The following is a 21913-nucleotide window of genomic DNA, read 5'->3' on the forward strand; positions in this document are numbered from 1 at the left end:
CCAGGCGGCGCGACGATCGCCGGGGCAAAGGATCCGGACGGCTGGGAGGCAGGGGGATGACACGCGGATGCCGCTGGTGGCTGGGGCTGGCGGCGCTGCTGCTACTTCTGCCGCTGCCCGTGGCCGAGGCCGAGGAGGCGCCCTGGGTGGTGCCGAGCGACGCTGCGCTGGCCCTGCGCGACCCAGACCGGTTCGCCTGGCGCCTGTTCGTGGCGATCAACTGGCCGGCCAGGGAGGACGAGAGCGCCCCGGACGAGACCGCTCCGCTGGGCGCGCCGCGGCCGGTGGTCTGGGAGACCTGGGCGCTTGCCTCGGACGTCTACCTGCCGGACGGCCGCAAGCCGCCGGCCTGGCCGGATGTGTCCCACCGGCTGGGCGACGAGCGCGATCCCGACGAGCGGCCGGTCCAGCAGACCCTGATCCGGGACACGCGGCCGACCCCGCCCGGCACGCAGGGGCACCAGAAGGACGAGGTGCGGATGAACCGCGCCGCCTTCGATTATGTCCGCGACCAGGGCCTCTACTCGATCGACGGGCAGGAGCGGCGCTTCTACCAGCGCCGGCCGGTGGCGTTCCCGCCCGACGCGATGGAGATCAAGGCGGTCTGGCGGCCGATCCCGGAAGGGCAGAAGGCGCGCTACCACTGGGCGGTGATCAGCGACGAGCCGGACGGCAAGGAGCGCCTCTACGGGCTGACCTCGCTGCACGTGATGGCCAAGGTGCTGCCGCGCTGGCTGTGGATGACCTTCGAGCATGTCGACAACCCGTTCCGGCACGGCATCCACGACGAGGGCTGGCTGATTCCCTCGCGGGACACGGTGGCCTGCCCGCAGGCGCCCCATGATTGCGGCGAGCTGCCGGCGGGGTTCGGGCTGGAGGGGACGGTGTTCGAGAACTACCGGCTGCGCGGCACCCAGACCGACTTCACCGACGATTACGGCCGGCCGGTGCATCTCGCCAACTCGGAGCTGGAGACCGGCTTCCAGCGCACCGCGTCCTGCATGACCTGCCATGTCCGCTCGACCATCGGGCCCAGGGTGAACGCCGCCGCCTCGTTCGAGTTCGGCGCGGGGTACAAGGACCATGAGCTGGCGCCGCCCGAGGCGACCCGGCTGCCGGTCTTCAGGCAGAACGAGGACGGGTCGTTCGAGAGCTATTACGGCGTGCCCGAGACCGCATGGTTCCGGCTGCCCGACACCGGGGTCTCCAGCTTCGACACCTACCTGCAGCTGGACTATGTCTACTCGATGATGCGTGCCGCGTTCGAGGCGCCGCCCTCTCCTTGAGCTTGAACCGTGCGGCAGGCTTCGACAGGGTGGCGCCGGCCTTCAAGCTTCGACCATGTCCCACCGAGAGGACCGACGAACTCCATGGCGCTCGCCTCCTTCGTACATCTGCGCGTCCATTCCTGCTTCTCGCTGCTGGAGGCCTCGATCAAGAACGCCGACCTGGCCAAGAAGGCGAAGGCCCTGGACATGCCGGCGGTGGCGGTGACCGACAGCTGCAACCTGTTCGGGGTGATGGAGTTCTGCAAGGAGGCGACCAAGGTTGGGGTGCAGCCGATCGTGGGGGCGCTCCTGGCGCTGGTGCCGGACGGTGAGCGCAAGGTCCAAGGCGGCCCGCCGCCGCTGCAGGAAACCGAGCAGCTGGTGTTCCTGGTCCAGAACGAGGCCGGCTACCTCAACCTCTGCCGGCTGATGACCTGCGCCTACCTGGCCGGCAAGGACCAGGTGGCGGTCACCATGGAGGAGCTGGAGCGGCACGCCGAGGGGCTGATCGTCCTCTCGGGCGGGGCGTTCGGGCCGATCGGGCAGCGCCTCCTGCGCGGCGACGCCAAGGGTGCCCGGGCCATGCTGGAGCGGATGAAGGCGATCTGGCCGGACCGGCTCTATGTCGAGATCCAGCGCCACGGCCTGGCCGAGGAGAACGCCACCGAGGAGCGGATGGTGGAGCTGGCCTATGAGCTCGACCTGCCGCTGGTCGCCACCAACGACTGCCATTTTCTCGAAGAATCGATGCACGAGGCGCATGACGCGCTGATCTGCATCGCCGATGGCCGCCTGCTGATCGAGGACGACCGCCGCCGCTTCACCAAGGACCACCGCTTCAAGTCTGCCCAGGAGATGGAGGCGCTGTTCGCCGACCTGCCGGAGGCGGTGCAGAACACGATGGTGATCGCGAAGCGCTGCGCCTACGAGGCGCCCAAGCGCAGGCCGATCCTGCCGACCTATGCCCTGGACGAGGAGGCGGAGATGCGCCGCCAGGCCGCCGAAGGGCTGGAGGAGCGGCTGCGCCAGGCGGTGTGGACCGAGGGGATGGACGACGCGGCCCGGGAGGAGGCGGCCAGGCCCTATCGCGAGCGCCTGGTGTTCGAGTGCGACGTCATTGCCCAGATGAAGTTCCCGGGCTACTTCCTGATCGTGTCGGACTTCATCAAGTGGGCGAAGGCGAACAGCATCCCGGTGGGCCCTGGCCGCGGCTCCGGCGCCGGCTCGGTGGTGGCCTGGTCGCTGTCGATCACCGATCTGGACCCGCTGCGCTTCGGCCTCCTGTTCGAGCGCTTCCTCAACCCTGAGCGCGTGTCGATGCCGGACTTCGACATCGACTTCTGCCAGGACCGGCGCGACGAGGTGATCCGCTATGTGCGCGACCGCTACGGCCATGACCGGGTGGCGGCGATCATCACCTTCGGGAAGCTGCAGGCCAAGGCGGTGATCCGCGACGTCGGCCGGGTGCTGGGGCTGCCCTATGGCCTGGTCGACAAGATCTCCAAGCTGATTCCGAACAACCCGGCCAACCCGCCCACGCTGGAACAGGCGATGGTGATGGAGCCGCGCTTGATCGAGGCGCGGGATAGCGACCCGCAGGTCGAGCGGATGATCGAGATCGCCCGCAAGCTGGAGGGGCTGCCCCGCCATGCCTCGACCCATGCCGCGGGCGTGGTGATCGGCGACCGGCCGCTCCAGGAGCTGGTGCCGCTCTACCGCGACCCGCGCTCGGACATGCCGGTCACCCAGTTCAACATGAAGGACGTGGAGACCGCGGGCCTGGTGAAGTTCGACTTCCTGGGCCTGACCACGCTCACCATGCTGACCATGGGCGAGCGGCTGGTGCGCGAGCGCGGCCGGGAGCTTGAGCTGGCCAAGCTGCCGCTGGACGACCGGCGCTCCTACGAGCTGCTGGCACGGGCCGAGACCGCTGGGGTGTTCCAGCTGGAAAGTGCCGGCATGCGCGACGCCCTGCGCAAGCTGAAGCCGGACGTGTTCGAGGACATCATCGCGATGGTGTCGCTCTACCGCCCGGGCCCGATGGACAACATCCCGCGCTACATCGCGGTCAAGCACAAGACCGAGGAAGCCGGCTACCTCCACCCGATGCTGGAGCCGATCTTAAGCGAGACCAACGGGGTCATCATCTACCAGGAACAGGTGATGCAGATCGCCCGGGAGCTGGCCGACTACTCCCTTGGCGGCGCCGACCTCTTGCGCCGGGCGATGGGCAAGAAGATCAAGGAGGAGATGGACGCCCAGGGCGCCATCTTCATCAAGGGCGCTGCCGCGCATGGCATCGACCAGGACCTGGCCCAGGTGATCTTCGACCAGGTGGCGAAGTTCGCCTCCTACGGGTTCAACAAGTCGCACGCCGCGGCTTATGCGCTGCTCGCCTACCACACGGCCTACCTCAAGGCGAACCACCCCCACGAGTTCTTCGCGTCCTGCATGACCATGGACATGGCCAACCAGGACAAGCTCTTGATGTTCCAGCAGGAGCTGCGCTCGGCCGGGATCACCCTCTTGCCGCCGGACGTGAACGCGTCGCAGGTCAAGTTCTCGGTGGAGGACCATGAGGGTGCGCCGGCGGTCCGCTATGCGCTGGCGGCGATCAAGGGGGTCGGCAGCGGCGCGGTGCAGGCGCTGGTCGAGGAGCGCGAGCGGGGCGGGCCGTTCCAGGACCCGTTCGACCTGGTCCGCCGGCTGGGCGGCAAGGTGCTCAACCGCCGCCTGCTCGAGGCGCTGGCCAAGGCCGGCGCCTTCGACCGGCTGCTGCCCAACCGCCGCCAGATCACCGAGGGCGCCGAGACCCTGCTGCGCGCCGCCCAGGCGGCGGCCGAGGAGGCCGAGAGCGGCCAGGAAAGCCTGTTCGGCGGGATGCCCTCGGTGCCGACCTCGCCCAAGCTGCCCGACGTCCCGGACTGGCCGGCCCTGGAGCGGCTGCAGGCCGAGATGGAGGCGATCGGCTTCTATCTCTCCGCGCACCCGCTGGACGGCTACACCGCCGCCATGGAGCAGTACGGGATCACCCGGTCCGACCGGATCGTCGAGCGGCTGACTTCCGGGCGGCCCGGCCGGCTGAAGCTGGCCGGCGTCGTGCTGTCCAAGCAGGAGCGGGCGACCGAGCGGGCGCGCTTCGCCCATGTCGCGATGAGCGACCCGTCCGGCCAGTTCGAGGTCACCCTGTTCTCCGAGCTGCTGGCGGCGACCCGCGAGCTGATCGAGAGCAAGGTGCCGCTGGTGATCGAGGCGGACGGCCGGGTCGACGGCGACATGGTGCGGCTCACCGCGCACAAGGTCGAGGCGCTGGAAGCCCTGCTGACCCCGCATGTCCCGGACCTGCTGATCCGCCTGTCCTCGGTCGAGGCCGCCCTGGCGATGCAGCCGCTGCTGGCACCCAAGACCACAAGGCAGGGCCGCCTGCGCCTGGTGCTGGCGCATCCCTGCGGCGAGGTGGTGCTGTCCCTGCCCGAGGGGCTGGGCCTGCCGCCGGCAAGACGGCCCGACCTGGAGCGGATGGCCGGCGTGGTCGAGGTGCGCGAGACGGCCACGGTGCACTGAGGGCCGGCCCGGGTTCGTTTGTGGAAGCGGGTGGCCCGGCAGACCCTGGAGGATGGGCTGCTCAGCCCTGCGCGGCGGTAACGTCCGCCTTGTGGGGCGCGATCTCGGGCCAGGGCAGGGCCATGTAGGCCGCCATGCTGCGCAGGTCCGCGTCCCATTGGCGGCGGAGGGCCACGTAGCGGTCGGCGCCGGATGCGGGATCGGCGGTGGTGGCGAGGCCGGCGGCCTGGAACTGGCGGAGCGCCTGCTCGAAGCGCTGCCGCCAGCGCTGCTCGTCGTCGCCGGAGCAGGCGAGCCCGTCCGGGCCCTCCTGCTCGGGCCGGCGGCGCGGGACGATCTGGCGGGAGCCTTCGAGCAGGCGCAGGCCGCTGCCCCACAGCGCCTCGAGCGGGGCGGAGCGCAGGAAGGCGGCGTGGCGCTCGTGATCCAGCGCGGTGCGGGCGAGGCTGGCGGTGTCCAGGGCCAGGAGCCCGACCCTTGCCATGGCGAACAGGGGCTCCCGGCGGCGAAAGTAATGCAGCGCCGGGTAGGCGTGGTGGGCCTCCAGGATCGAGAGCAGCTGGGTGGTGACCGAGAGCACCTCGGAGCGGGCCGAGCCGAACGCGCCGCCAGGCCCCAGATGGGCCAGCAGCATGGCCGGGTTCCCCGTCCGGCCCGACATCTGGTGGATCAGCAGGGCCGTGCTGTCGCGCTGCAGGAGGGCGCTGTAGAGCGACATGACATAGGTCAGGGTCAGGGTCAGGACCGAGAAGCCGATGCCGGCCTCGACCACAGTGAGGAGCCGGTAGAAGCTGGTCTTGGGCGTGAAGTCGCCCACGCCCAGCGTGGTGAGGTTGAAGCCGCTGAAATAGAGCGCGGCCCAGAAATCGGTGGGGGTCGGCCCCTGGCTGGCCTGGATGTTGGTGCCGAGGGCCGGCCAGCAGATCAGGGCGAAGCCGGCGGTCAGGAGGACCATCCAGCCAAGCACGGTCGCCACCAGCAGGCCGGGCCCGACATAGGACAGGAAGGCGCGGGCCTGCCCGCCCGGCAGCGTCCGCGCGCAGCGGCACGCCAGCCGCCACAGCCCGGCATTCAGGTTGCGGGAAATGAACCCGCCGGCACCGCGCGACTGGAGCACGGTCAGGAAGATGTCGGCGAGGGCGGCGGCGAGCAGGGCCAGCCCGGCCAGCGGCGCCAGCCAACTCATGGCCGCGCCCGGCAGGGCAGGAGGCCGGCGGTGGTGGGTGGCACGAGGCGGGGGTTCCTTTCTGGACGATCGGGAGCGGGCAGGGCGGCGGCGGGCCATGCCGGTTCCGGCCAGCGCGGCCTGCTTCCTGCCTGCAGCGAGGCGGCTCGGGTTCGTTCGTGTAAACGTCGCCCAGGCCCCGGGTTGCATCATCCGCGGCAGCCCGCTCCGGCCGGGCCACCTGGAGCGGCCGGGCTGTCTTGGGTTCGTTCGTGCAGGCCGCGCGGGGGGCGGGGGCTCGGGTTCGTTCGTGCAAGGGGCTGGCCGGATCATGCTCCGGTCCTGCCGAAACCCTCCGACGCCATGTCGACATGGTTCAACGTTTCCTGACAGGGGCGAATGGGCCCGAGCATCCGGCGGGCCTGGCCCCGGTGCTTGCCGGTAAGTCGCACATGAAGGATACTGCCGACGTTTTTCCCGCCTTGCGTCGGGGTGCTGCCATGACCGGTCCGCTGGCCGCGAGGTCGTCCGGACGCCGCCGCCTGCCGCGGCGGCCAGGCTGACGGCGGCCGCGATGTTCGGCGAACTGCCCAAGCTGTTCGACCGCAACTTCGCCGTGGGCTTCCTCCTGCCGGCCGCCCTCTTGTGCGTCCTGGTCTTCCTGCTGCTCGGCAGCTACGGGCTGGCCTACATTCCCTGGTCGGTGGAGGGCATCAACCGCCTGTCGGGCGCCGTCTCGGCGTTGCTGGTGATCTGGTTCGTGGCGCTGCTGCTGCTGGCGGTGAACGGGCTGGTCTACCGCTTCATGGAGGGCTACCCGCTCCTGGCGGCGATCCGCGGGCTCGGCCGGCTGTCGCCGCGAACGGAAACCCGGATCCGTCAGGCGATCACCCGGCGCTTCGAGCGCGACGCGGCTCCCGCCCACCGGCTGCAGGCCACCATCGACGACGCCCGCGCGCATGGCCGGCCGGAGCCGGCCATCCCGGCGGATCATGCCTATCGTCTGCTGCGGGCGGTGGAGCGGTTTCCGACCAGGGTGGAGGAGGTGCTGCCCACCCGGTTCGGCAACCGCTTCCGGGCGATCGAGGTCTATCCCCGCGTCCTCTACGGCCTGGACGCGGTGCCGGCCTGGCCGCGCCTGCACGCGCTGCTGCCCGAGCATGTCCGCCAGATGATCGCCGACAGCAAGGCCCAGCTCGATTTCTGCGCCAACGTCATGGTGGCCGGCCTGGTGGCGACGCTCGCCTGCCTGGGCCTCATTCTCTGGCATCAGCGGCTGCCGGAGTGGTGGCTGATCCTGGCCGGGCCGGCCGGCGCGGCGGCGGGCTACCTGCTGGCGCTGGGGGCCGCGATCCCGTTCGGGAACTACATCAAGACCAGCTTCGATCTCCACCGCGGCGACCTTGCCCGCGCGCTGGGCCTGGAGATGCCGCGGGCGAACGACCAGGAGCGGGTCATGTGGGTCATCGTCAGCCGGATGATGATCTACCGGTCGGCGGCCAGGGCCAGCGAACTGACCCGATTCCGGCCGCACCGGCCAAGGGAGATGCCCTAGATGCCGCAGCGGCCCGGCGGCTGCGCCGGTCTCTTTCCGGCTCGCAGATGAAAGGAGAAGCGCCATGACGGCTACAGCCCGACCGGTCCGGGGCAACGGCCCGGCGGAGCCCCACCCGAAGCCGCCCGATCCCAAACCGCCGATCATCAGCCCCTGGGGCGACCCGACCACGCCCCCTTGAGGCCAGAGCGGCGCTAGAAGCGCGAATCGTCGCCCCAGTCATTGAGTTCCGGCACCAGCAGGCCGGACCACACCCCGACCTCGCGGGCCTGGGCCACCGCCTGCAGGGCCTCGTATTCCGGCGGGGCGTAGCGCAGGGCGATCGCCATGCCCTCGTTGACCAGCCAGGCGCCCAGGTCCTGGCGGGGGCGGAAGCGGTCGCGGCCCTCGATGGTGCAGATGCCCTCGGCGACGCCGTCGCTGGCCTGGCGGACGATCTGGCAGTGGACGAAGCCGGTGATCTTGCGCTCCAGCATCCGCTTGACGTTGAAGTCGGAGCAGGTGCGGCCGCGCGCATCGTCGATGCACAGGATCCCGAGCTTTGGGATGGTGATTCCGTAGAGGCGGATGCGGGTGCCGCCGATCGCGAGCGTGCCGTCGTCGTTGACGATCGCCAGGCCGTCGACCTGCTTTTGCTGGGCCTGGCCGGCCCCGGGCAGGGCCAGCAGGAGGAGGAGGGCCAGCAGGGTCAGCGTACGCATGCGTCGAGGGCTCCCAGGGCCTTGGCGCGCGCGTCGATCCGCTGGCCGCGGGCCCGCATGTTGGCCGTCGCCGGCTCCGCCTTCCAGGTCCTGGGCGCCGGCAGGAGGGCGATGATCCGCGCCATCTGCCCCCTGGAAATGGCATCGAGATCCCGGTCGAACCAGTGGCGGGCGGCCGCGGCCACGCCATAGACCCCGGGCCCGGTCTCGGCGATGTTCAGATAGACCTCGATGATCCGGCGCTTGGGCCAGAGCAGTTCCAGCTGCAGCGTGTACCAGGCCTCCAGCGCCTTGCGCAGCCAGCTCCGGCCATCCCACAGGAACAGGTTCTTGGCGGTCTGCTGGCTGATCGTGGACGCCCCGCGGGTGGTCTCGCCGGCGCGCATCCGGTCGAACTGCCGCTCCAGCGCCTTCCAGTCGAAGCCGTGATGGGCGCAGAACAGCTGGTCTTCCGAGGCCAGCGCCATGGAGCGGATCGGCGGCGGGATCTCCTCCAGCGGCGTCCAGACCCGCTCCAGGCCCTCGCCCTCGGCCAGGCGCAGGGCCATCAGCGGGGTGTACCAGACCGGCAGGAACCGGCCGGCCAGCAGGAGGGGCACGGGCAGGAACGCCACCAGCAGGACCAGGACCAGCAGGGCCCGCCCGACGCGGCGCGGCCAGCCGGCGGACCCGACGGTCAGGCGCGGGCGCCACCAGCGCCTGGGCGGCAGTTCGGCCACCACCGGCGGCCTGGCGGCCGGCGGCCGTTTGGCCATCTTGCTGGTGCGGCGGGGGCTCGTTAAACGTGCCGGTTTGCTTTTGGGATCGGCCATCATCGAACGCTGGCGGCGCGGCTGCCGGGATGGCGGCCGCTCGGGATCAGGGAGAACAAGGTCGTGGGCAAGCCGGACAAGGACGCGCTCGTCGGGGTGGGTCTGCTCTTGCTGGCGTTCTCGATCCTGCCGATCCTGGACGGGATCGCCAAGATCATGGGCGAGCGGTTCCACCCGATGCACATCACCTGGGGCCGCTATGTCTTCAACATGCTGGTGCTCCTGCCGATCGTGGCACCGCGGTTCGGCTGGCGGATGTTCGCCCCGCCCAGGCTCGGGCTGCAGGTGATCCGCGGCGCCTGCCTCCTGGCGGCGACCATGCTGTTCTTCACAGCGCTGATGTACCTGACCATGGCGGAGACCCTGGCGCTGGCCTTCGTCTACCCCCTGATCGTGACGATCGCCGCCCCCTGGGTGCTGGGCGAGCGGCTGAGCGCCGCCAAGCTGGTCGCGGCGGTGGTCGGGCTGTGCGGGGCCATCCTGATCATCCGGCCGGGCGCCGCGGTGTTCCAGCCGGCCTCGCTCCTGGCGTTCTCCACCGCGTTCGTGTTCTCGGTCTACATCATGCTGACCCGCAAGCTGGCGGGCCTGGCGCCGCATCTGCAGTCCCTGTTCTTCACCGCCTTCGTCGGCACGGTGGTGATGACGCCGATCGCACCGTTTGTCTGGAACCACCTGTCCTGGCTGGACTGGCTGGGGTTCGCCGCGATCGGGACGATCGCCGCCACCGGGCACCTGATCATCCTGCGCGCCTATGAGCGGGCGCCGGCCAGCGTGCTGGCGCCCCTGGGCTATTTCGAGATCGTCAGCACGGTGGCACTCGGCTGGCTGCTGTTCGACGACCTGCCGGATGCCTGGACCTGGGCCGGCATCGTGGTGATCGTGGCGTCGGGCATCTTCGTGACGGTATGGACCAGCCAGCGGGAAAAGGCGGCGGAGGCGCCGCCGCCGGTCACGCGGACCGACGGGCAGGCGGCCGCCGGCTGACCAGCGCCACCCCCGCCGCCGCCACCGCCATGCCGGCCAGGTCGCCCGCCTCCAGCGCCTCGCCGAACAGGAGCCAGGCGAGCAGAGCGGTGACCGGCGGGACCAGGAAGAACAGGGCGGAGACCCGCGACACCTGGCCGTCGCGGATCATGGTGAACAGCAAGGAGATCGCCCCCAGCGACAGGACGATCACCAGCCAGGCCAGGGCGAACACCACCTCGCCGTTCCAGCCCATCCGGCCGTCCTCGAGTAGCCACGCAGCGGCGATCGAGACGATGGCGGAGGCGCCGAACTGGATCACCGAGCCGGTGCGCAGGTCCAGCGTCGGGCAGAAGCGCTTTTGCCAGAGCGTGCCGAGCGTGATCCCGAGCAGGCCGGCCAGGGCATAGCCGATGCCGGCGGCCGAGCCCGGTGCGAGCGAGCCCGCGACCACCATGACCACGCCCGCCACGCCAAGGGCGATCCCCAGCCATTGCCGGCGGGACAAGGGCTCGGCCAGGAGCGGCCCCGCCACCGCGGCCACCAGGACCGGCTGCATCGACGCGATCAGCGAGGTGGTCCCGGCGGAAAGCCCGTGCACCAGGGATTCGTAGACGCCGGCCAGGTAGATCGCTTGCAGGAAGATCCCGGCCAGGGCGACATGGCCAGCCTGCCGCCAGCTGGACGGCCAGGGTGCCCGGGTCGCCAGCGCCACCGCCAGCATCACCAGGGCGACGATCGCGAAGCGCCAGGCCAGGAAGGTCAGCGGCTCGGCATAGGGGGCCGCGTACTTCATGCCGATGAAGCCGGTGCTCCACAGGAACACGAACAGGGCCGGGGCGATGGCGGGCAGGAGGCGGCGCAGGATGGGTCTCGTCGCAAAGGAAGGGAAGGTGGGCGCCCGGCTCTACGGGAAGAGCGCGGCCACCGCCAGCGCGTCCCGACGAACGCCTTCGCGCCCTCAGCCGTCCCCGGCCACCTCGTGCAGCTCCCAGAAGCAGACCAGGTCCGGATCGACCATCTCGAGGTCGGCCTGGCGGGCCCGGTGGATGCCGGGTGGGGCCGGCCGGTAGTTGCCCGGCCAGGGCGGCAGCTGCCGCTGCTCGCCATCCGGCGCCTGCACCGTCACGCCGTGCTCCTCGCTGGCGGCGACGATCGTCCCGCCGAACTGGGTGCGGTCGTACTCGTCGCCGGCCTGGTCGTGGAAGGTGACGCCGATGAACACGGACTTGCCCGCCAGCATGGCGAGCGCGTCGCCGTCCCACTCCATGCCGGGCAGCGCCCGGTCGGGCTGGTCCGCCTCGGCGGGCCGGAACACCGCCCCGGTCGGGCGGAACACGAAGCCGGGCGGATCCCAGGGAGCGGCCATGCGCGCACCTCCTTGCGCCGGCTTGGGCAGCCGGCGGCGCGCCCGGCCAGGCCGGCAACCTAGCACGGGCCGGATGCCGCACCGAGCCTTGGATGGGGCCGCCACGGCTTGCGCAACCAGGCCTCCGCCTGTAAAGAGCGCGCCATCTCACACGCGGGCGTCGTCGTGCCGTCTTGGCACGCCCTCATTCGGTGCGTCGGGTCCTCCCGGCGTTCTCGCCCGCGGAGGTAGCAACCGACCCGAGGAATCTGGGCTCATGACCTTCCCGACCTTCACCATGCGCCAGCTGCTGGAAGCCGGCGTGCATTTCGGCCATCAGACCCGCCGCTGGAACCCGGCGATGGCGCCGTTCATCTTCGGCGTCCGCAACGGCATCCACATCCTGGATCTGACCCAGACCGTCCCGCAGCTGGACCGCGCCCTGCGCACCGTGCGCGACGTGGTCGCCGGCCGTGGCCGCGTCCTGTTTGTCGGCACCAAGCGCCAGGCGCAGGGCCCCGTCGCCGACGCCGCGCGTCGCTGCGGCCAGTATTTCGTGAACCATCGCTGGCTGGGCGGCACGCTCACCAACTGGAAGACCATCAGCCAGTCGATCAAGCGCCTGCGCGAGATCGAGGCGCGGGTCGAGGGCGGCCAGGGCCACCTGACCAAGAAGGAGTTCCTGAACCTCGGCCGCGAGCGCGATAATCTCGAGCGTTCGCTGGGCGGGATCAAGGACATGGGCGGGCTGCCCGACCTGATCTTCGTGATCGACACCAACAAGGAAGAGATCGCGATCGCCGAGGCCAACAAGCTCGGCATCCCGGTGGTGGCGATCTGCGACAGCAACAGCAACCCGAACAACGTCCGCTTCCCGGTTCCGGGCAACGACGACGCGGCGCGGGCGATCAACCTGTATCTCGACCTGGTGGTCGGGGCGGTCCTGGACGGCATCACCGCCGACCTGACCGCGTCGGGCACCGACATCGGCGAGGCGGTGGACCTGGGCGAGGGCGACATCGGCGAGGTCGAGCCGCTCGAGGCGAGCCCGTCGGTCGCCGAGCCGGACATGGACGCGCAGCGCGAGATCGAGCCGATCGCCACCACCGAGGACCCGGCCGCCGCCATGGGCAACCCGGACGCGATCTCCGAGCAGGCGCCCGCCGGCGACCATGCCACCACCGGCACCGAGCCTGCCGCCGCCGAGCCGGCCCAGGAGGAGGCTGCGGCTCCCGCCGCCAGCTGACCCGCCAAGCCAACGCCGACGTTCAGGAATCGAGATATCATGGCTGAGATTACCGCCGACCTCGTCAAGCGCCTGCGCGAGCAGACCGGGGCCGGCATGATGGACTGCAAGAAGGCCCTGCAGGCCACCGACGGCGACTACGAGGAAGCCGTCGACTGGCTGCGCAAGAAGGGCCTGGCCGCGGCCGCGAAGAAATCCGGGCGCACCGCCGCCGAGGGCCTGGTCGGCCTGGAGCTGGCCGGCACCAAGGGCGCCCTGGTCGAGATCAACGCCGAGACCGACTTCGTGTCGCGCAACGAGCAGTTCCAGGCGATCGTCCGCGAGGCGGCCAAGCTGACGCTGGATGCGGGCGACGACGTGGAGAAGCTCAAGGGCCTCACCGTGCAGTCGACCGGCCGCACCATCGCCGACGAGATCACCAACGGCATCGCGGTGATCGGCGAGAACATGACCCTGCGCCGCTCCACGACCGTTGCGGTCGAGGACGGCGTGGTCGCCGGCTACATGCACGGCCAGCTGGCGCCGGGCCTGGGCAAGATCGGTGTGCTGGTCGGCCTGCAGTCGAGCGGCGACAAGGACAAGCTCGCCGAGATCGGCAAGCAGATCGCCATGCACGTGGCGGCGACCAACCCGCAGTCGGTCTCCACCGACGACCTCGACCAGAACGTCGTGGCGCGCGAGCGGGCGATCTTCGCCGACCAGGCGGCCGCCTCGGGCAAGCCCGCCAACATCATCGAGAAGATGGTCGACGGTCGGATCCGCAAGTTCTACGAGGAAGTCGTGCTTCTGGAGCAGGTCTTCGTCGTGAACCCGGACCAGCGGGTCAAGGACGTGATCGCCCAGGCGTCCAAGGACGTGGGCGCGCCGGTGACGCTCACCGCGTTCGTGCGGATGCAGGTCGGCGAGGGCATCGAGAAGGGCCCGGGCGACGACCTCGCCGCCGAGGTGGCGAAGCTGGCCGGCGTCTGAATCATCTACTGGTGGCATCTATGGTCGACGGATGTCGGCGAGAGGGAGCGGCGACGCGATGAGCGAGGATAGCGTCACTTCCGACGAGACATCCGCGGCCGGAAGGCCGCGCTGGAAGCGGGTGCTGATGAAGATGTCCGGCGAGGCCCTCCTCGGCGGACAGGCTTCCGGCCACGACCGGGCAGTCCTGGAGCGGCTGGCCGCCGACATCGCGGCGGTGCAGGCGATGGGCGTCCAGCAATGCCTGGTGATCGGCGGCGGCAACATCGTGCGCGGCGCCAGCCTGGCCGGCTCCGGCATCGACCGGGCCAGCGCCGACTACATGGGCATGCTCGGCACCGTCATCAACGCGCTGGCGGTGCAGGCCTTCATCGAGCGGGCAGGCGTGCCGACCCGGGTGATGTCGGCGATCCCAATGGCGGCGGTGTGCGAGCCCTATATCCGCCGCCGGGCGATCCGCCACCTGGAGAAGGGGCGGGTCGTGCTGTTCGCGGCGGGCACCGGCAACCCGTTCTTCACCACCGACACCGGGGCGGCGCTGCGCGCGGCCGAGATGAACTGCGACGCCATCCTGAAGGGCACGCAGGTCGACGGCGTCTATTCCGCGGACCCGAAAAAGGATCCGCATGCGACCCGCTACGAGCGCCTGAGCTATCAGAAGGTGCTGGCGGACGATCTCAAGGTGATGGACGCTTCCGCGATCGCCCTGGCGCGCGAGAGCCGCATCCCGATCGTGGTGTTCCGGGTACGGGAGGCCGGCGCCTATGCGCAGGTGGTCGAGGGACGCGGACCGCATACGGTGATCGACGGGGAGGAGCAGAGATGAGCGTGAAGACTTTCGACCTCGAATCCGTCAACAAGCGGATGGACGGCGCCATCGAGGCGCTGAAGAAGGAATTGTCGGGCGTGCGCGCCGGGCGGGCCTCCACCGCGATGCTGGAGCCGGTGATCGTCGAGGCCTACGGCGCCGAGATGCCGCTGGCGCAGTGCGCCACCATCACGGTGTCGGACGCGCGCCTCCTGCAGGTGCAGGTCTGGGACCGCGGCCTGGTCAAGGCGGTGGAGAAGGCGATCCGCTCGGCCAATCTGGGCCTGAACCCGCAGGTCGAGGGCCAGGTGATGCGGCTGCCGCTGCCCGAGATGTCGCGTGAGCGGCGGCAGGAACTGGCCAAGCTGGCGCAGAAGTATGCGGAGAGCACGCGGATCGCGATCCGCAACGTGCGGCGCGACGGCATGGACCAGTTGAAGAAGCTGGAAAAGGACAGCCACATCTCGCAGGATGAGCAGTCCAAACATTCCGACGATATTCAGAAGCTGACCGACAAGCACATCGAATTGGTCGGGCAGTTGCTTGCGCAGAAAGAAAAGGACATCATGCAGGTCTGAGCGCCTCGGGGGCCATCGCGTTGTCCATCTTGCCGTCCACCGCACCGGGCACTCCGTCCTCCCTGCCCGTGCACGTCGCCATCATCATGGACGGGAACCGTCGCTGGGCCCGGGCGCGGGGCATGCCGGCCGTCATGGGCCATCGCCGCGGCGCCGATTCCGTACGCCGCGCCATCCGCGCCGCGGTGCGCGAGGGCGTGCGCTACCTGACCCTGTTCGCCTTCAGCTCGGAGAACTGGCGCCGGCCGGCCTTCGAGGTCGGCGAACTGATGAACCTCCTGCGCTTCTACCTGCGCAAGGAACTCTCCGAGCTGCACAAGGAGGGGGTCCGCATCCGGGTGATCGGCGACCGCACCCGGCTCGCCAACGACATCCAGCTGATGCTGGCCGAGGCCGAGGCGCTCACCGCCAGCAACGACCGGCTCGACCTGATCCTGGCGCTGAACTACGGCTCGCGCTGGGAGATCACCGAGGCGGTGCGCCGGATGGTCGACGACGCCCGGGCCGGCCGGCTGGAATCCGGTGCGGTGGACGAGGACCTGATCAGCCGGCACCTGAGCACCTTCGACATCCCCGACCCGGACCTCCTGATCCGCACCTCCGGCGAGCAGCGGATCAGCAACTTCCTGCTCTGGCAGCTGGCCTATACCGAGATCGTCTTCCTGGACGTCGCCTGGCCGGACTTCGACGAGCAGCATTTCCGCGCCGCGCTGCTCGAGTTCGCCCGCCGCGAACGCCGCTATGGAGCGTCCAGCAGCGCCCAGGTCGGCTGAGCCAAGGTGAAGGTGACCCGGGACTTCGATCCGGCCTTCTACAAGCGCCTGACCTCCGGCCTGGCGCTGGTGACCCTGGCGATCGCCGGGCTTTGGACCGGCGGCTGGGCGTTCGACCTGCTGGTGGTCGCCGCGGCCGCGTTCATGGCCTACGAGTATGGCCGGATCGTGGCGCGGCTGCGCGGCGACACCGGGCTGAACGAGCCGGCGATCCTGACCACCGCCGCGGCGACCCTTCTGGGCGTGGTCGGCCTCTACCGGGGCGGCGCCGCGGAAGGGATGGCCGCCATCGCCCTGGTGGCGCTGGCCGCGGTCGCGATCCGCGCCCTGTTCGGGCGCACCGACGGCAACCGCGCCGGGTTCGGCGCGGTCTACATCGCCCTGCCATGCCTGGTGATCATCGACCTGCGCCTGGTGGAGCCGCAGGGCTTCTCGATCGTGCTCTGGATGTTCGCGGTGATCTGGTCCACCGACACGGTGGCCTACCTGGTGGGCCGCAGCGTCGGCGGGCCCAAGGTCGCGCCGGCGATCAGCCCGGGCAAGACCTGGTCCGGCTGCATCGGCGGGGCGGTCGGCGGCGTCGTGGCCGGCATGGTGGTGGCGATGGCCACCGAGGGCAGCCCGGCAGCGGCGGGCGTGGCGGCCTTGTTCGTCTCGATCGCCGGCCAGATCGGCGACCTGTTCGAATCCCGCCTCAAGCGCGTCGCCGGCCTGAAGGATTCCGGCAGCCTGATCCCGGGCCATGGCGGCTTCCTGGACCGCCTGGATGCGGTGCTGTTCGCAGCGCCGGTCACCGCTTTGTTTGTCTACATCCTGGGCCCGGGCGTGCTGACATGACCGGGCTCACCGTGCTGGGCGCCACCGGCTCGATCGGCCAAAGCACGCTGTCGCTGGTCGACGAGCATCCCGACCGCTTCCGGATCCGGGCGCTGACCGCCCATTCCCGGCCGGACGAGCTGGCCGAGCTCGCCCTGCGCCACCGGCCCGACCTCACCGTGATCGGCGACGACGCCCATCATGCCCGGCTCAAGGAACGCCTGGCCGGCAGCGGGCTTGCCACCGCGGCCGGGCTGGACGGGCTGCTGGCCGCGGCGGAACTGCCGGCCGAGCGGGTGGTGGCCGGGATCGTCGGGATCGCCGGGCTGGCGCCGACCCTGGCCGCGGTGCGCCGGGGAGCAGTGGTGGCGCTGGCCAACAAGGAATGCCTGGTGGCGGCGGGAGACCTGTTCCGCGCCGCCGTGGCGCGCCATGGTGCAAAGCTGCTGCCGCTGGATTCCGAGCACAACGCCCTGTTCCAGGCGATGGTCGGCAGCGACGGCGCCGATGTCGAGAAGCTGACCATCACCGCGTCCGGCGGGCCGTTCCGCACGGCACCCCTGGCGGAGATGCGCGCCGCCAGCCCCGAGACCGCGCTACGCCACCCCAACTGGTCGATGGGGGCGAAGATCAGCATCGACAGCGCCACCATGATCAACAAGGGCCTGGAGCTGATCGAGGCGCACCAGCTGTTCGGCCTGCCCGACGACCGCCTGGACGTGCTGGTGCACCCGCAATCGGTGGTGCACGGGATGGTGCATTATCGTGATGGCTCGGTGATCGCCCAGCTGGGATGCTCCGACATGCGGGTGCCGATCGCCTATTGCCTGGGCCATCCGGCCCGGCTGCCTTCCTCGGTGCCGCGCCTGGACCTGGCCCGGCTGGCCACCCTGACCTTCCAGGCGCCCGACCACGAGCGCTTCCCGGCGCTGCCGCTCGCCAGGGCGTGCTTGCGGGCGGGCGGTGCCGCACCTACGATCCTCAATGCCGCCGATGAGGTGGCGGTCGCAGCCTTCCTGGACCGGCGCATCGGCTTTCTCGACATCGTCGCGGTGATCGAGGAGGTGCTGGCGGGGTCCGATGCCGGTGCGCCCGCCGATCTCGACGCGGTCTATGCCATCGACGCAGAAGCCCGCCGGGCCGCCCTGCAGGCGGTGGCGCAACGTTCGCATCGTCCCGTTTCGGAGCTCGCGTCATGATCGGCACGCTCTTTCAGTATATTGTGCCGTTTCTGATCATCCTGACCATCGTCGTGTTCGTGCACGAATACGGCCACTTCCGGGTGGCGCGGGCCTGCGGGGTCCGGGTCGACGTGTTCTCGGTGGGCTTCGGGCCCGAGCTGTTCGGCTGGACCGACAAGCACAACACCCGCTGGAAGTTCAGCGCCATCCCGCTTGGCGGCTACGTCAAGATGCATGGCGACCTGGACGCCGCCAGCGCGCGCAGCGATTCCGCCACGGTGGCCGACCCCACCGCGTTCCCGGCCAAGACGGTCTGGCAGCGGGCCGCCATCGTGTTCGCCGGCCCGGCCGCCAACTTCGTGTTCGCGATCGTGGCGCTGACCTTCCTGTTCGTGGTGAGCGGCCGGCCCTTCACCCCGCCGGTGGTGGGCCAGGTGGTCGAGGCCAGCCCGGCCGCCGAGGCCGGCATCCTGCCGGGCGACCGGATCGTCGCGATCGACGGCACCCCGGTCGACAGCTTCGAGCAGTTGCAGACCCTGGTCTCGCCGCGTCCGGACGAGACGGTCATGGTGCTGCTGCAGCGCGAGGGCGAGGAGATCGAGCTGCCGCTGGTGCCTGAGCTCACCGAGTTCACCGACCGGTTCGGCAACGAGCACCGGGTCGGCCGGATCGGCATCGGCAGCGGCGGGATCGAGTTCAGGCGCAGCTCGCTCTTGACCGCCCCGGTGGAGGCGGTGACCGAGACCTGGCGGATGATCGCCGGCACGTTTGCCGGCCTGTGGGAGATGATCGTCGGCTCGCGCGGCACCCAGGAACTGGGCGGCCCGATCCGGATCGCGCAGATGTCCGGCGAGATCGCCCAGGACGGCCTGGTCCCGGCGATCTGGTTTACCGCGGTGCTCTCGATCAATCTGGGGTTGATCAACCTGTTTCCGATCCCGATGCTCGACGGCGGCCACCTGGTGATGTACGCGGCCGAGGCCATCCGTGGCCGTCCCCTGGCCGAACGGGCCCAGGAAATCGCGTTCCGTTTCGGACTGGCCATGGTGCTTTCCCTCATGGTATTCGCCACTTGGAACGATTTGGTGAACCTTAAGGTCATCGAGTTCCTTAAAGGGTGGGTTTCCTGATCGAGGCGTGTTCGCCCGCTGGAGCGGTGAGCCGCTGGGGTAGGCACATGCTGACAGGCCGCGCTACGTGCCGGACTTTGACCGCGCTCTGGTTGTCCACATCGCTGCTCACGGGGACCGCCGCCTACCGGGCGGCGATGGCGCAGGAGCAGTCCACGGCGCTCACCGAGATCGTGGTCCAGGGCAACCAGCGCATCGAGCGGGCGACCATCGAGAACTATCTCTCGATGCGGGTGGGCGACCCGATCACCGACGACAAGATCGACGATTCCCTCAAGACCCTGTTCGCCACCGGGTTGTTCGACGACGTCCGCATCGAGCGGGAAGGCTCGACGGTGGTGGTGACCGTGGTCGAGAACCCGATCATCAACCAGGTGGCGTTCGAGGGTAACGACCGGATCACCGACGAGGTGCTGAGCCAGGAGGTGCAGCTGCAGCCGCGCACGGTGTTCACCCGCGCCCGCGTCCAGGCCGCCGTCACCCGCATCCTCGACATCTACCGCTCCAGCGGCCGCTACGGCGCCACGGTTGAGCCCAAGGTGATCGAGCTCGACCAGAACCGCGTCAACCTGGTGTTCGAGATCAAGGAGGGACCGCTCACCGGGGTGGGCGGCATCAGCTTCATCGGCAACGAGAACTATTCCGACTCGGCCCTGCGCGGCGCGATCCAGACCAAGGAAAGCGCCTGGTACCGGTTCTTCACCTCCGACGACACCTACGACCCGGACCGGCTGGCCTATGACGAGGAGCTGCTGCGCCGCTTCTACACCAGCCGCGGCTATGCCCAGTTCGAGGTGCGCTCGGCGGTGGCCGAGCTGTCGCCGGACGGCACCGACTTCTTCATCACCTTCACGGTCGACGAGGGCGAGCTGTTCGACTTCGGCGAGATCGAGGTCAGCAGCAACGTCCGGGATGTCCAGCCCGAGGAGCTGCAGGCCCTGCTGGTGCCGGAGGTCGGCACGACCTACGACAGCGACCAGATCGAGAAGACCGTCGACGACCTGACCGACCGGCTGTCGGTGCTGGGCTACGCCTTCACCAAGGTGAACCCGGTGCAGCGCCTGGATCCCGAGGCGAAGACCGTCTCGGTGAATTTCGCGATCGACGAGGGGCCGCGCGTCTATGTCGAGCGGATCGACATCCGCGGCAACGTGCGCACCCTGGACCGGGTGATCCGCCGCGAGTTCCGCCTAGCCGAGGGCGACGCGTTCAACGCCGACCTCCTGCGCCGCTCGCAGCAGCGCGTCCGCGCCCTGGGCTTCTTCGACAATGTCGGGGTCAACACCCTCCAGGGCTCCGCCCCGGACAAGGTGGTGATCACCGTGGACGTGACCGAGCGCTCCACCGGCGAACTCTCGTTCGGCGCCGGCTACTCGACCTCGGACGGCGTCTTGGGCGACGTGCGGCTGCGCGAGCGCAACCTGCTCGGCCGCGGCCAGGACCTGGACGCCCAGTTCACCTTCTCCGGCCGCCGCCAGGACATCGGCCTGGGCTTCACCGAGCCCTACTTCATGGGCCGCGACCTGTCGGTCGGCATCGACCTGTTCTCGCGCCAGACCGACTTCCAGGACGAATCGTCGTTCGACGAGCGCAACGTCGGCGGCACCCTGCGCGCCAACTACCCGCTCACGGAGAACTGGCGCCACGGCGTGCGCTACACGCTGCGCAACGACAAGATCTTCGACGTCGCCGAGGACAGCTCGCCCTACATCCGGGACGAGGAGGGCGACCGCACCTCCTCGATCATCGGCCAGACCTTCACCTACGACACCCGCGACGACCGCTTCCTGCCCAATGCAGGCGTGCTGTTCCGCTACGACCAGGACCTGGCCGGGCTGGGCGGCGACAACCAGTGGTTCAAGCAGGAGCTCCGGGCCGACTGGTACTACTCGATCGTTCCGGACGTGGTGCTCAACCTGGCAGCCTCGGGCGGCTACATCTTCGCCTTCGGCGGCGAGGAAGTGCACCTGTCCGACCGGTTCTTCATCGGCGGTTCCAGCTTCCGCGGCTTCGAGTTTGCCGGCATCGGCCCGCGCGACGTGGACTATGACGACTCGCTGGGCGGCAACCTCTATTATGTCGGCACCGCGGAAATGCGCTTCCCGCTGGGCCTGCCCGAGGAACTTCAGATCTTCGGTCGCGGTTTCGCCCAGGCGGGTACGCTGACCGACATCGACATCAGCGGGCCGGGGCTCGAGGATTCCGGATCGATCCGTGCCTCGGCGGGCGTCGGGATCTCCTGGATCTCTCCGCTTGGACCTTTGGCGATTGATTTCGCCGTGCCCTTCGCCAAAGAAGACTATGACCAGACCGAGGAGTTCCGGCTTTCCTTCGGCACCCGGTTCTGAACGGAGGCAGCTGGCTTGCCGAGCACAATCTTGACCATGATCAGCACCGAAACGCGGGCGGGCCTCCGGCTCGCCGGCCGCGCGGCCCTGGTCGTCCTGGCCGCCGGCTTCGCCGCGCCGGCCCTGGCCCAGCAGGCCGCCACCCCGCCGGCCGTGGACGCCGGCGTGGAGGAGAGCCTGCCGCCGGCCGTGGTCGGCATCATCGACTACCAGAAGATCCTGCGTGACGCGAAGGCGGCCGCCAGCATCCGCGACCAGGTGGAGGCGCGGCGCAAGTCCTACCAGGAGGAGATCGGCCAGCAGGAGCAGGAACTGCGCGAGCAGGACCAGGCCCTGGTGAAGCAGCGCACCGTGCTCTCGCCCGAGGCGTTCAGCGCCAAGCGTGGCGAGTTCGAAAAAGAGGTCGCCGAGGTCCAGAAGAACGTCCAGGCGCGCCGCCGCGAGCTGGACGAGGTCACCGCGGTGGCCCTGGCCGAGGTGCGCGAGGCGATCATCCAGGTCGTCTCGCAGCTGGCCGAGGCCAAGGGCTTCAACGTCGTGGTGCCGTCCTCCACCGTGCTGGTGTTCTCGCCCCGGATCGACATCACCATGGACGTGCTGCAGCGCCTGGACGAGCGCCTGCCCGACGTGAAGGTGGCCGAGACGGCGCCGGAACTGTCGCAGCAGCCCCAGCAGCCGCAGTGAT

19 protein-coding genes are annotated in these 21913 nt (G+C 69.8%); 14 read left to right on the plus strand and 5 right to left on the minus strand.

All coding sequences use genetic code 11. From position 1 onward, the window contains the following. Positions 1 to 56 precede the first annotated feature (56 nt). Both GEMRO_RS32855 and dnaE read left to right on the plus strand, forming a co-directional pair. Complete coding sequence (locus tag GEMRO_RS32855) at positions 57 to 1286, plus strand: hypothetical protein (protein ID WP_051329253.1); 1230 nt, start codon at positions 57 to 59, stop codon at positions 1284 to 1286. Between the two features lie 84 nt (positions 1287 to 1370). Beyond that, positions 1371 to 4832 carry a DNA polymerase III subunit alpha gene (dnaE, locus tag GEMRO_RS0119425; protein ID WP_035485638.1) on the plus strand — a complete coding sequence of 1154 codons (3462 nt, stop codon included), beginning with the start codon at positions 1371 to 1373 and terminating at the stop codon, positions 4830 to 4832. A gap of 61 nt (positions 4833 to 4893) precedes the next feature. On the opposite strand, the gene GEMRO_RS0119430 is transcribed toward dnaE, so the two are convergent. Then, entirely contained in the window at positions 4894 to 6018 is a 1125-nt protein-coding gene (locus tag GEMRO_RS0119430; protein WP_027135340.1) for a potassium channel family protein, read from the minus strand. 553 nt (positions 6019 to 6571) lie between these two features. On the opposite strand from GEMRO_RS0119430, the gene GEMRO_RS0119435 reads away from it, so the two are divergent. Further along, positions 6572 to 7552: a hypothetical protein gene (locus tag GEMRO_RS0119435; protein ID WP_027135341.1), complete on the plus strand. Its 981-nt coding sequence runs from the start codon at positions 6572 to 6574 to the stop codon at positions 7550 to 7552. 194 nt (positions 7553 to 7746) lie between these two features. Here the strand turns inward: GEMRO_RS0119435 and GEMRO_RS0119440 are convergent, their stop codons facing one another. Then, entirely contained in the window at positions 7747 to 8253 is a 507-nt protein-coding gene (locus tag GEMRO_RS0119440) for a thermonuclease family protein (RefSeq protein ID WP_027135342.1), read from the minus strand. Then, positions 8241 to 9008: a monofunctional biosynthetic peptidoglycan transglycosylase gene (gene mtgA, locus GEMRO_RS0119445; protein ID WP_051329254.1), complete on the minus strand. Its 768-nt coding sequence runs from the start codon at positions 9006 to 9008 to the stop codon at positions 8241 to 8243. The genes GEMRO_RS0119440 and mtgA overlap by 13 nt, the downstream gene beginning before the upstream one ends. Positions 9009 to 9128: 120 nt before the next feature. On the opposite strand from mtgA, the gene GEMRO_RS0119450 reads away from it, so the two are divergent. Next, the gene (locus GEMRO_RS0119450) at positions 9129 to 10052 is read left to right on the plus strand and encodes a DMT family transporter (protein WP_027135344.1); all 924 of its coding nucleotides are present in this window, start codon (positions 9129 to 9131) and stop codon (positions 10050 to 10052) included. Here GEMRO_RS0119450 and GEMRO_RS0119455 read toward each other — a convergent pair. Both GEMRO_RS0119455 and GEMRO_RS0119460 read right to left on the minus strand, forming a co-directional pair. Next, positions 10018 to 10857 (minus strand): DMT family transporter, encoded by an 840-nt coding sequence (locus GEMRO_RS0119455; RefSeq protein WP_240476721.1) that lies wholly within the window; start codon positions 10855 to 10857, stop codon positions 10018 to 10020. The two genes, GEMRO_RS0119450 and GEMRO_RS0119455, sit on opposite strands and share 35 nt — an antisense overlap. A 135-nt stretch (positions 10858 to 10992) precedes the next feature. Beyond that, entirely contained in the window at positions 10993 to 11400 is a 408-nt protein-coding gene (locus GEMRO_RS0119460; RefSeq protein ID WP_027135346.1) for a hypothetical protein, read from the minus strand. Between the two features lie 256 nt (positions 11401 to 11656). Here GEMRO_RS0119460 and rpsB point away from each other — a divergent pair, with 256 nt between their 5' ends. From rpsB to GEMRO_RS0119510, 10 genes are all read left to right on the plus strand, one after another. Further along, complete coding sequence (rpsB, locus tag GEMRO_RS30645) at positions 11657 to 12625, plus strand: 30S ribosomal protein S2 (RefSeq protein WP_035485641.1); 969 nt, start codon at positions 11657 to 11659, stop codon at positions 12623 to 12625. A gap of 39 nt (positions 12626 to 12664) precedes the next feature. Further along, on the plus strand, positions 12665 to 13594 hold the full coding sequence (gene tsf / locus GEMRO_RS0119470) for a translation elongation factor Ts (RefSeq protein WP_027135347.1): 930 nt from the start codon (positions 12665 to 12667) through the stop codon (positions 13592 to 13594). Between the two features lie 58 nt (positions 13595 to 13652). Beyond that, a complete protein-coding gene (gene pyrH / locus GEMRO_RS0119475) occupies positions 13653 to 14420 on the plus strand; it encodes a UMP kinase (RefSeq protein ID WP_027135348.1) in 768 nt (255 codons plus the stop codon). Beyond that, entirely contained in the window at positions 14417 to 14980 is a 564-nt protein-coding gene (gene frr, locus GEMRO_RS0119480) for a ribosome recycling factor (protein WP_027135349.1), read from the plus strand. Before pyrH ends, frr begins: the two co-directional genes overlap by 4 nt. A gap of 26 nt (positions 14981 to 15006) precedes the next feature. Further along, on the plus strand, positions 15007 to 15753 hold the full coding sequence (locus GEMRO_RS0119485; RefSeq protein ID WP_407645438.1) for an isoprenyl transferase: 747 nt from the start codon (positions 15007 to 15009) through the stop codon (positions 15751 to 15753). Between the two features lie 6 nt (positions 15754 to 15759). Further along, on the plus strand, positions 15760 to 16590 hold the full coding sequence (locus GEMRO_RS0119490; RefSeq protein WP_051329255.1) for a phosphatidate cytidylyltransferase: 831 nt from the start codon (positions 15760 to 15762) through the stop codon (positions 16588 to 16590). Continuing rightward, on the plus strand, positions 16587 to 17768 hold the full coding sequence (locus GEMRO_RS0119495) for a 1-deoxy-D-xylulose-5-phosphate reductoisomerase (protein ID WP_027135352.1): 1182 nt from the start codon (positions 16587 to 16589) through the stop codon (positions 17766 to 17768). The genes GEMRO_RS0119490 and GEMRO_RS0119495 overlap by 4 nt, the downstream gene beginning before the upstream one ends. After that, on the plus strand, positions 17765 to 18880 hold the full coding sequence (gene rseP / locus GEMRO_RS0119500) for an RIP metalloprotease RseP (RefSeq protein ID WP_027135353.1): 1116 nt from the start codon (positions 17765 to 17767) through the stop codon (positions 18878 to 18880). Before GEMRO_RS0119495 ends, rseP begins: the two co-directional genes overlap by 4 nt. A 92-nt stretch (positions 18881 to 18972) precedes the next feature. Beyond that, positions 18973 to 21228: an outer membrane protein assembly factor BamA gene (bamA, locus tag GEMRO_RS0119505; protein ID WP_240476722.1), complete on the plus strand. Its 2256-nt coding sequence runs from the start codon at positions 18973 to 18975 to the stop codon at positions 21226 to 21228. 36 nt (positions 21229 to 21264) lie between these two features. Further along, positions 21265 to 21912 carry an OmpH family outer membrane protein gene (locus GEMRO_RS0119510; RefSeq protein ID WP_240476821.1) on the plus strand — a complete coding sequence of 216 codons (648 nt, stop codon included), beginning with the start codon at positions 21265 to 21267 and terminating at the stop codon, positions 21910 to 21912. Position 21913: the final 1 nt, after the last annotated feature.

Origin of the sequence: Geminicoccus roseus DSM 18922, assembly GCF_000427665.1 — a bacterium.
GTDB lineage: Bacteria > Pseudomonadota > Alphaproteobacteria > Geminicoccales > Geminicoccaceae > Geminicoccus > Geminicoccus roseus.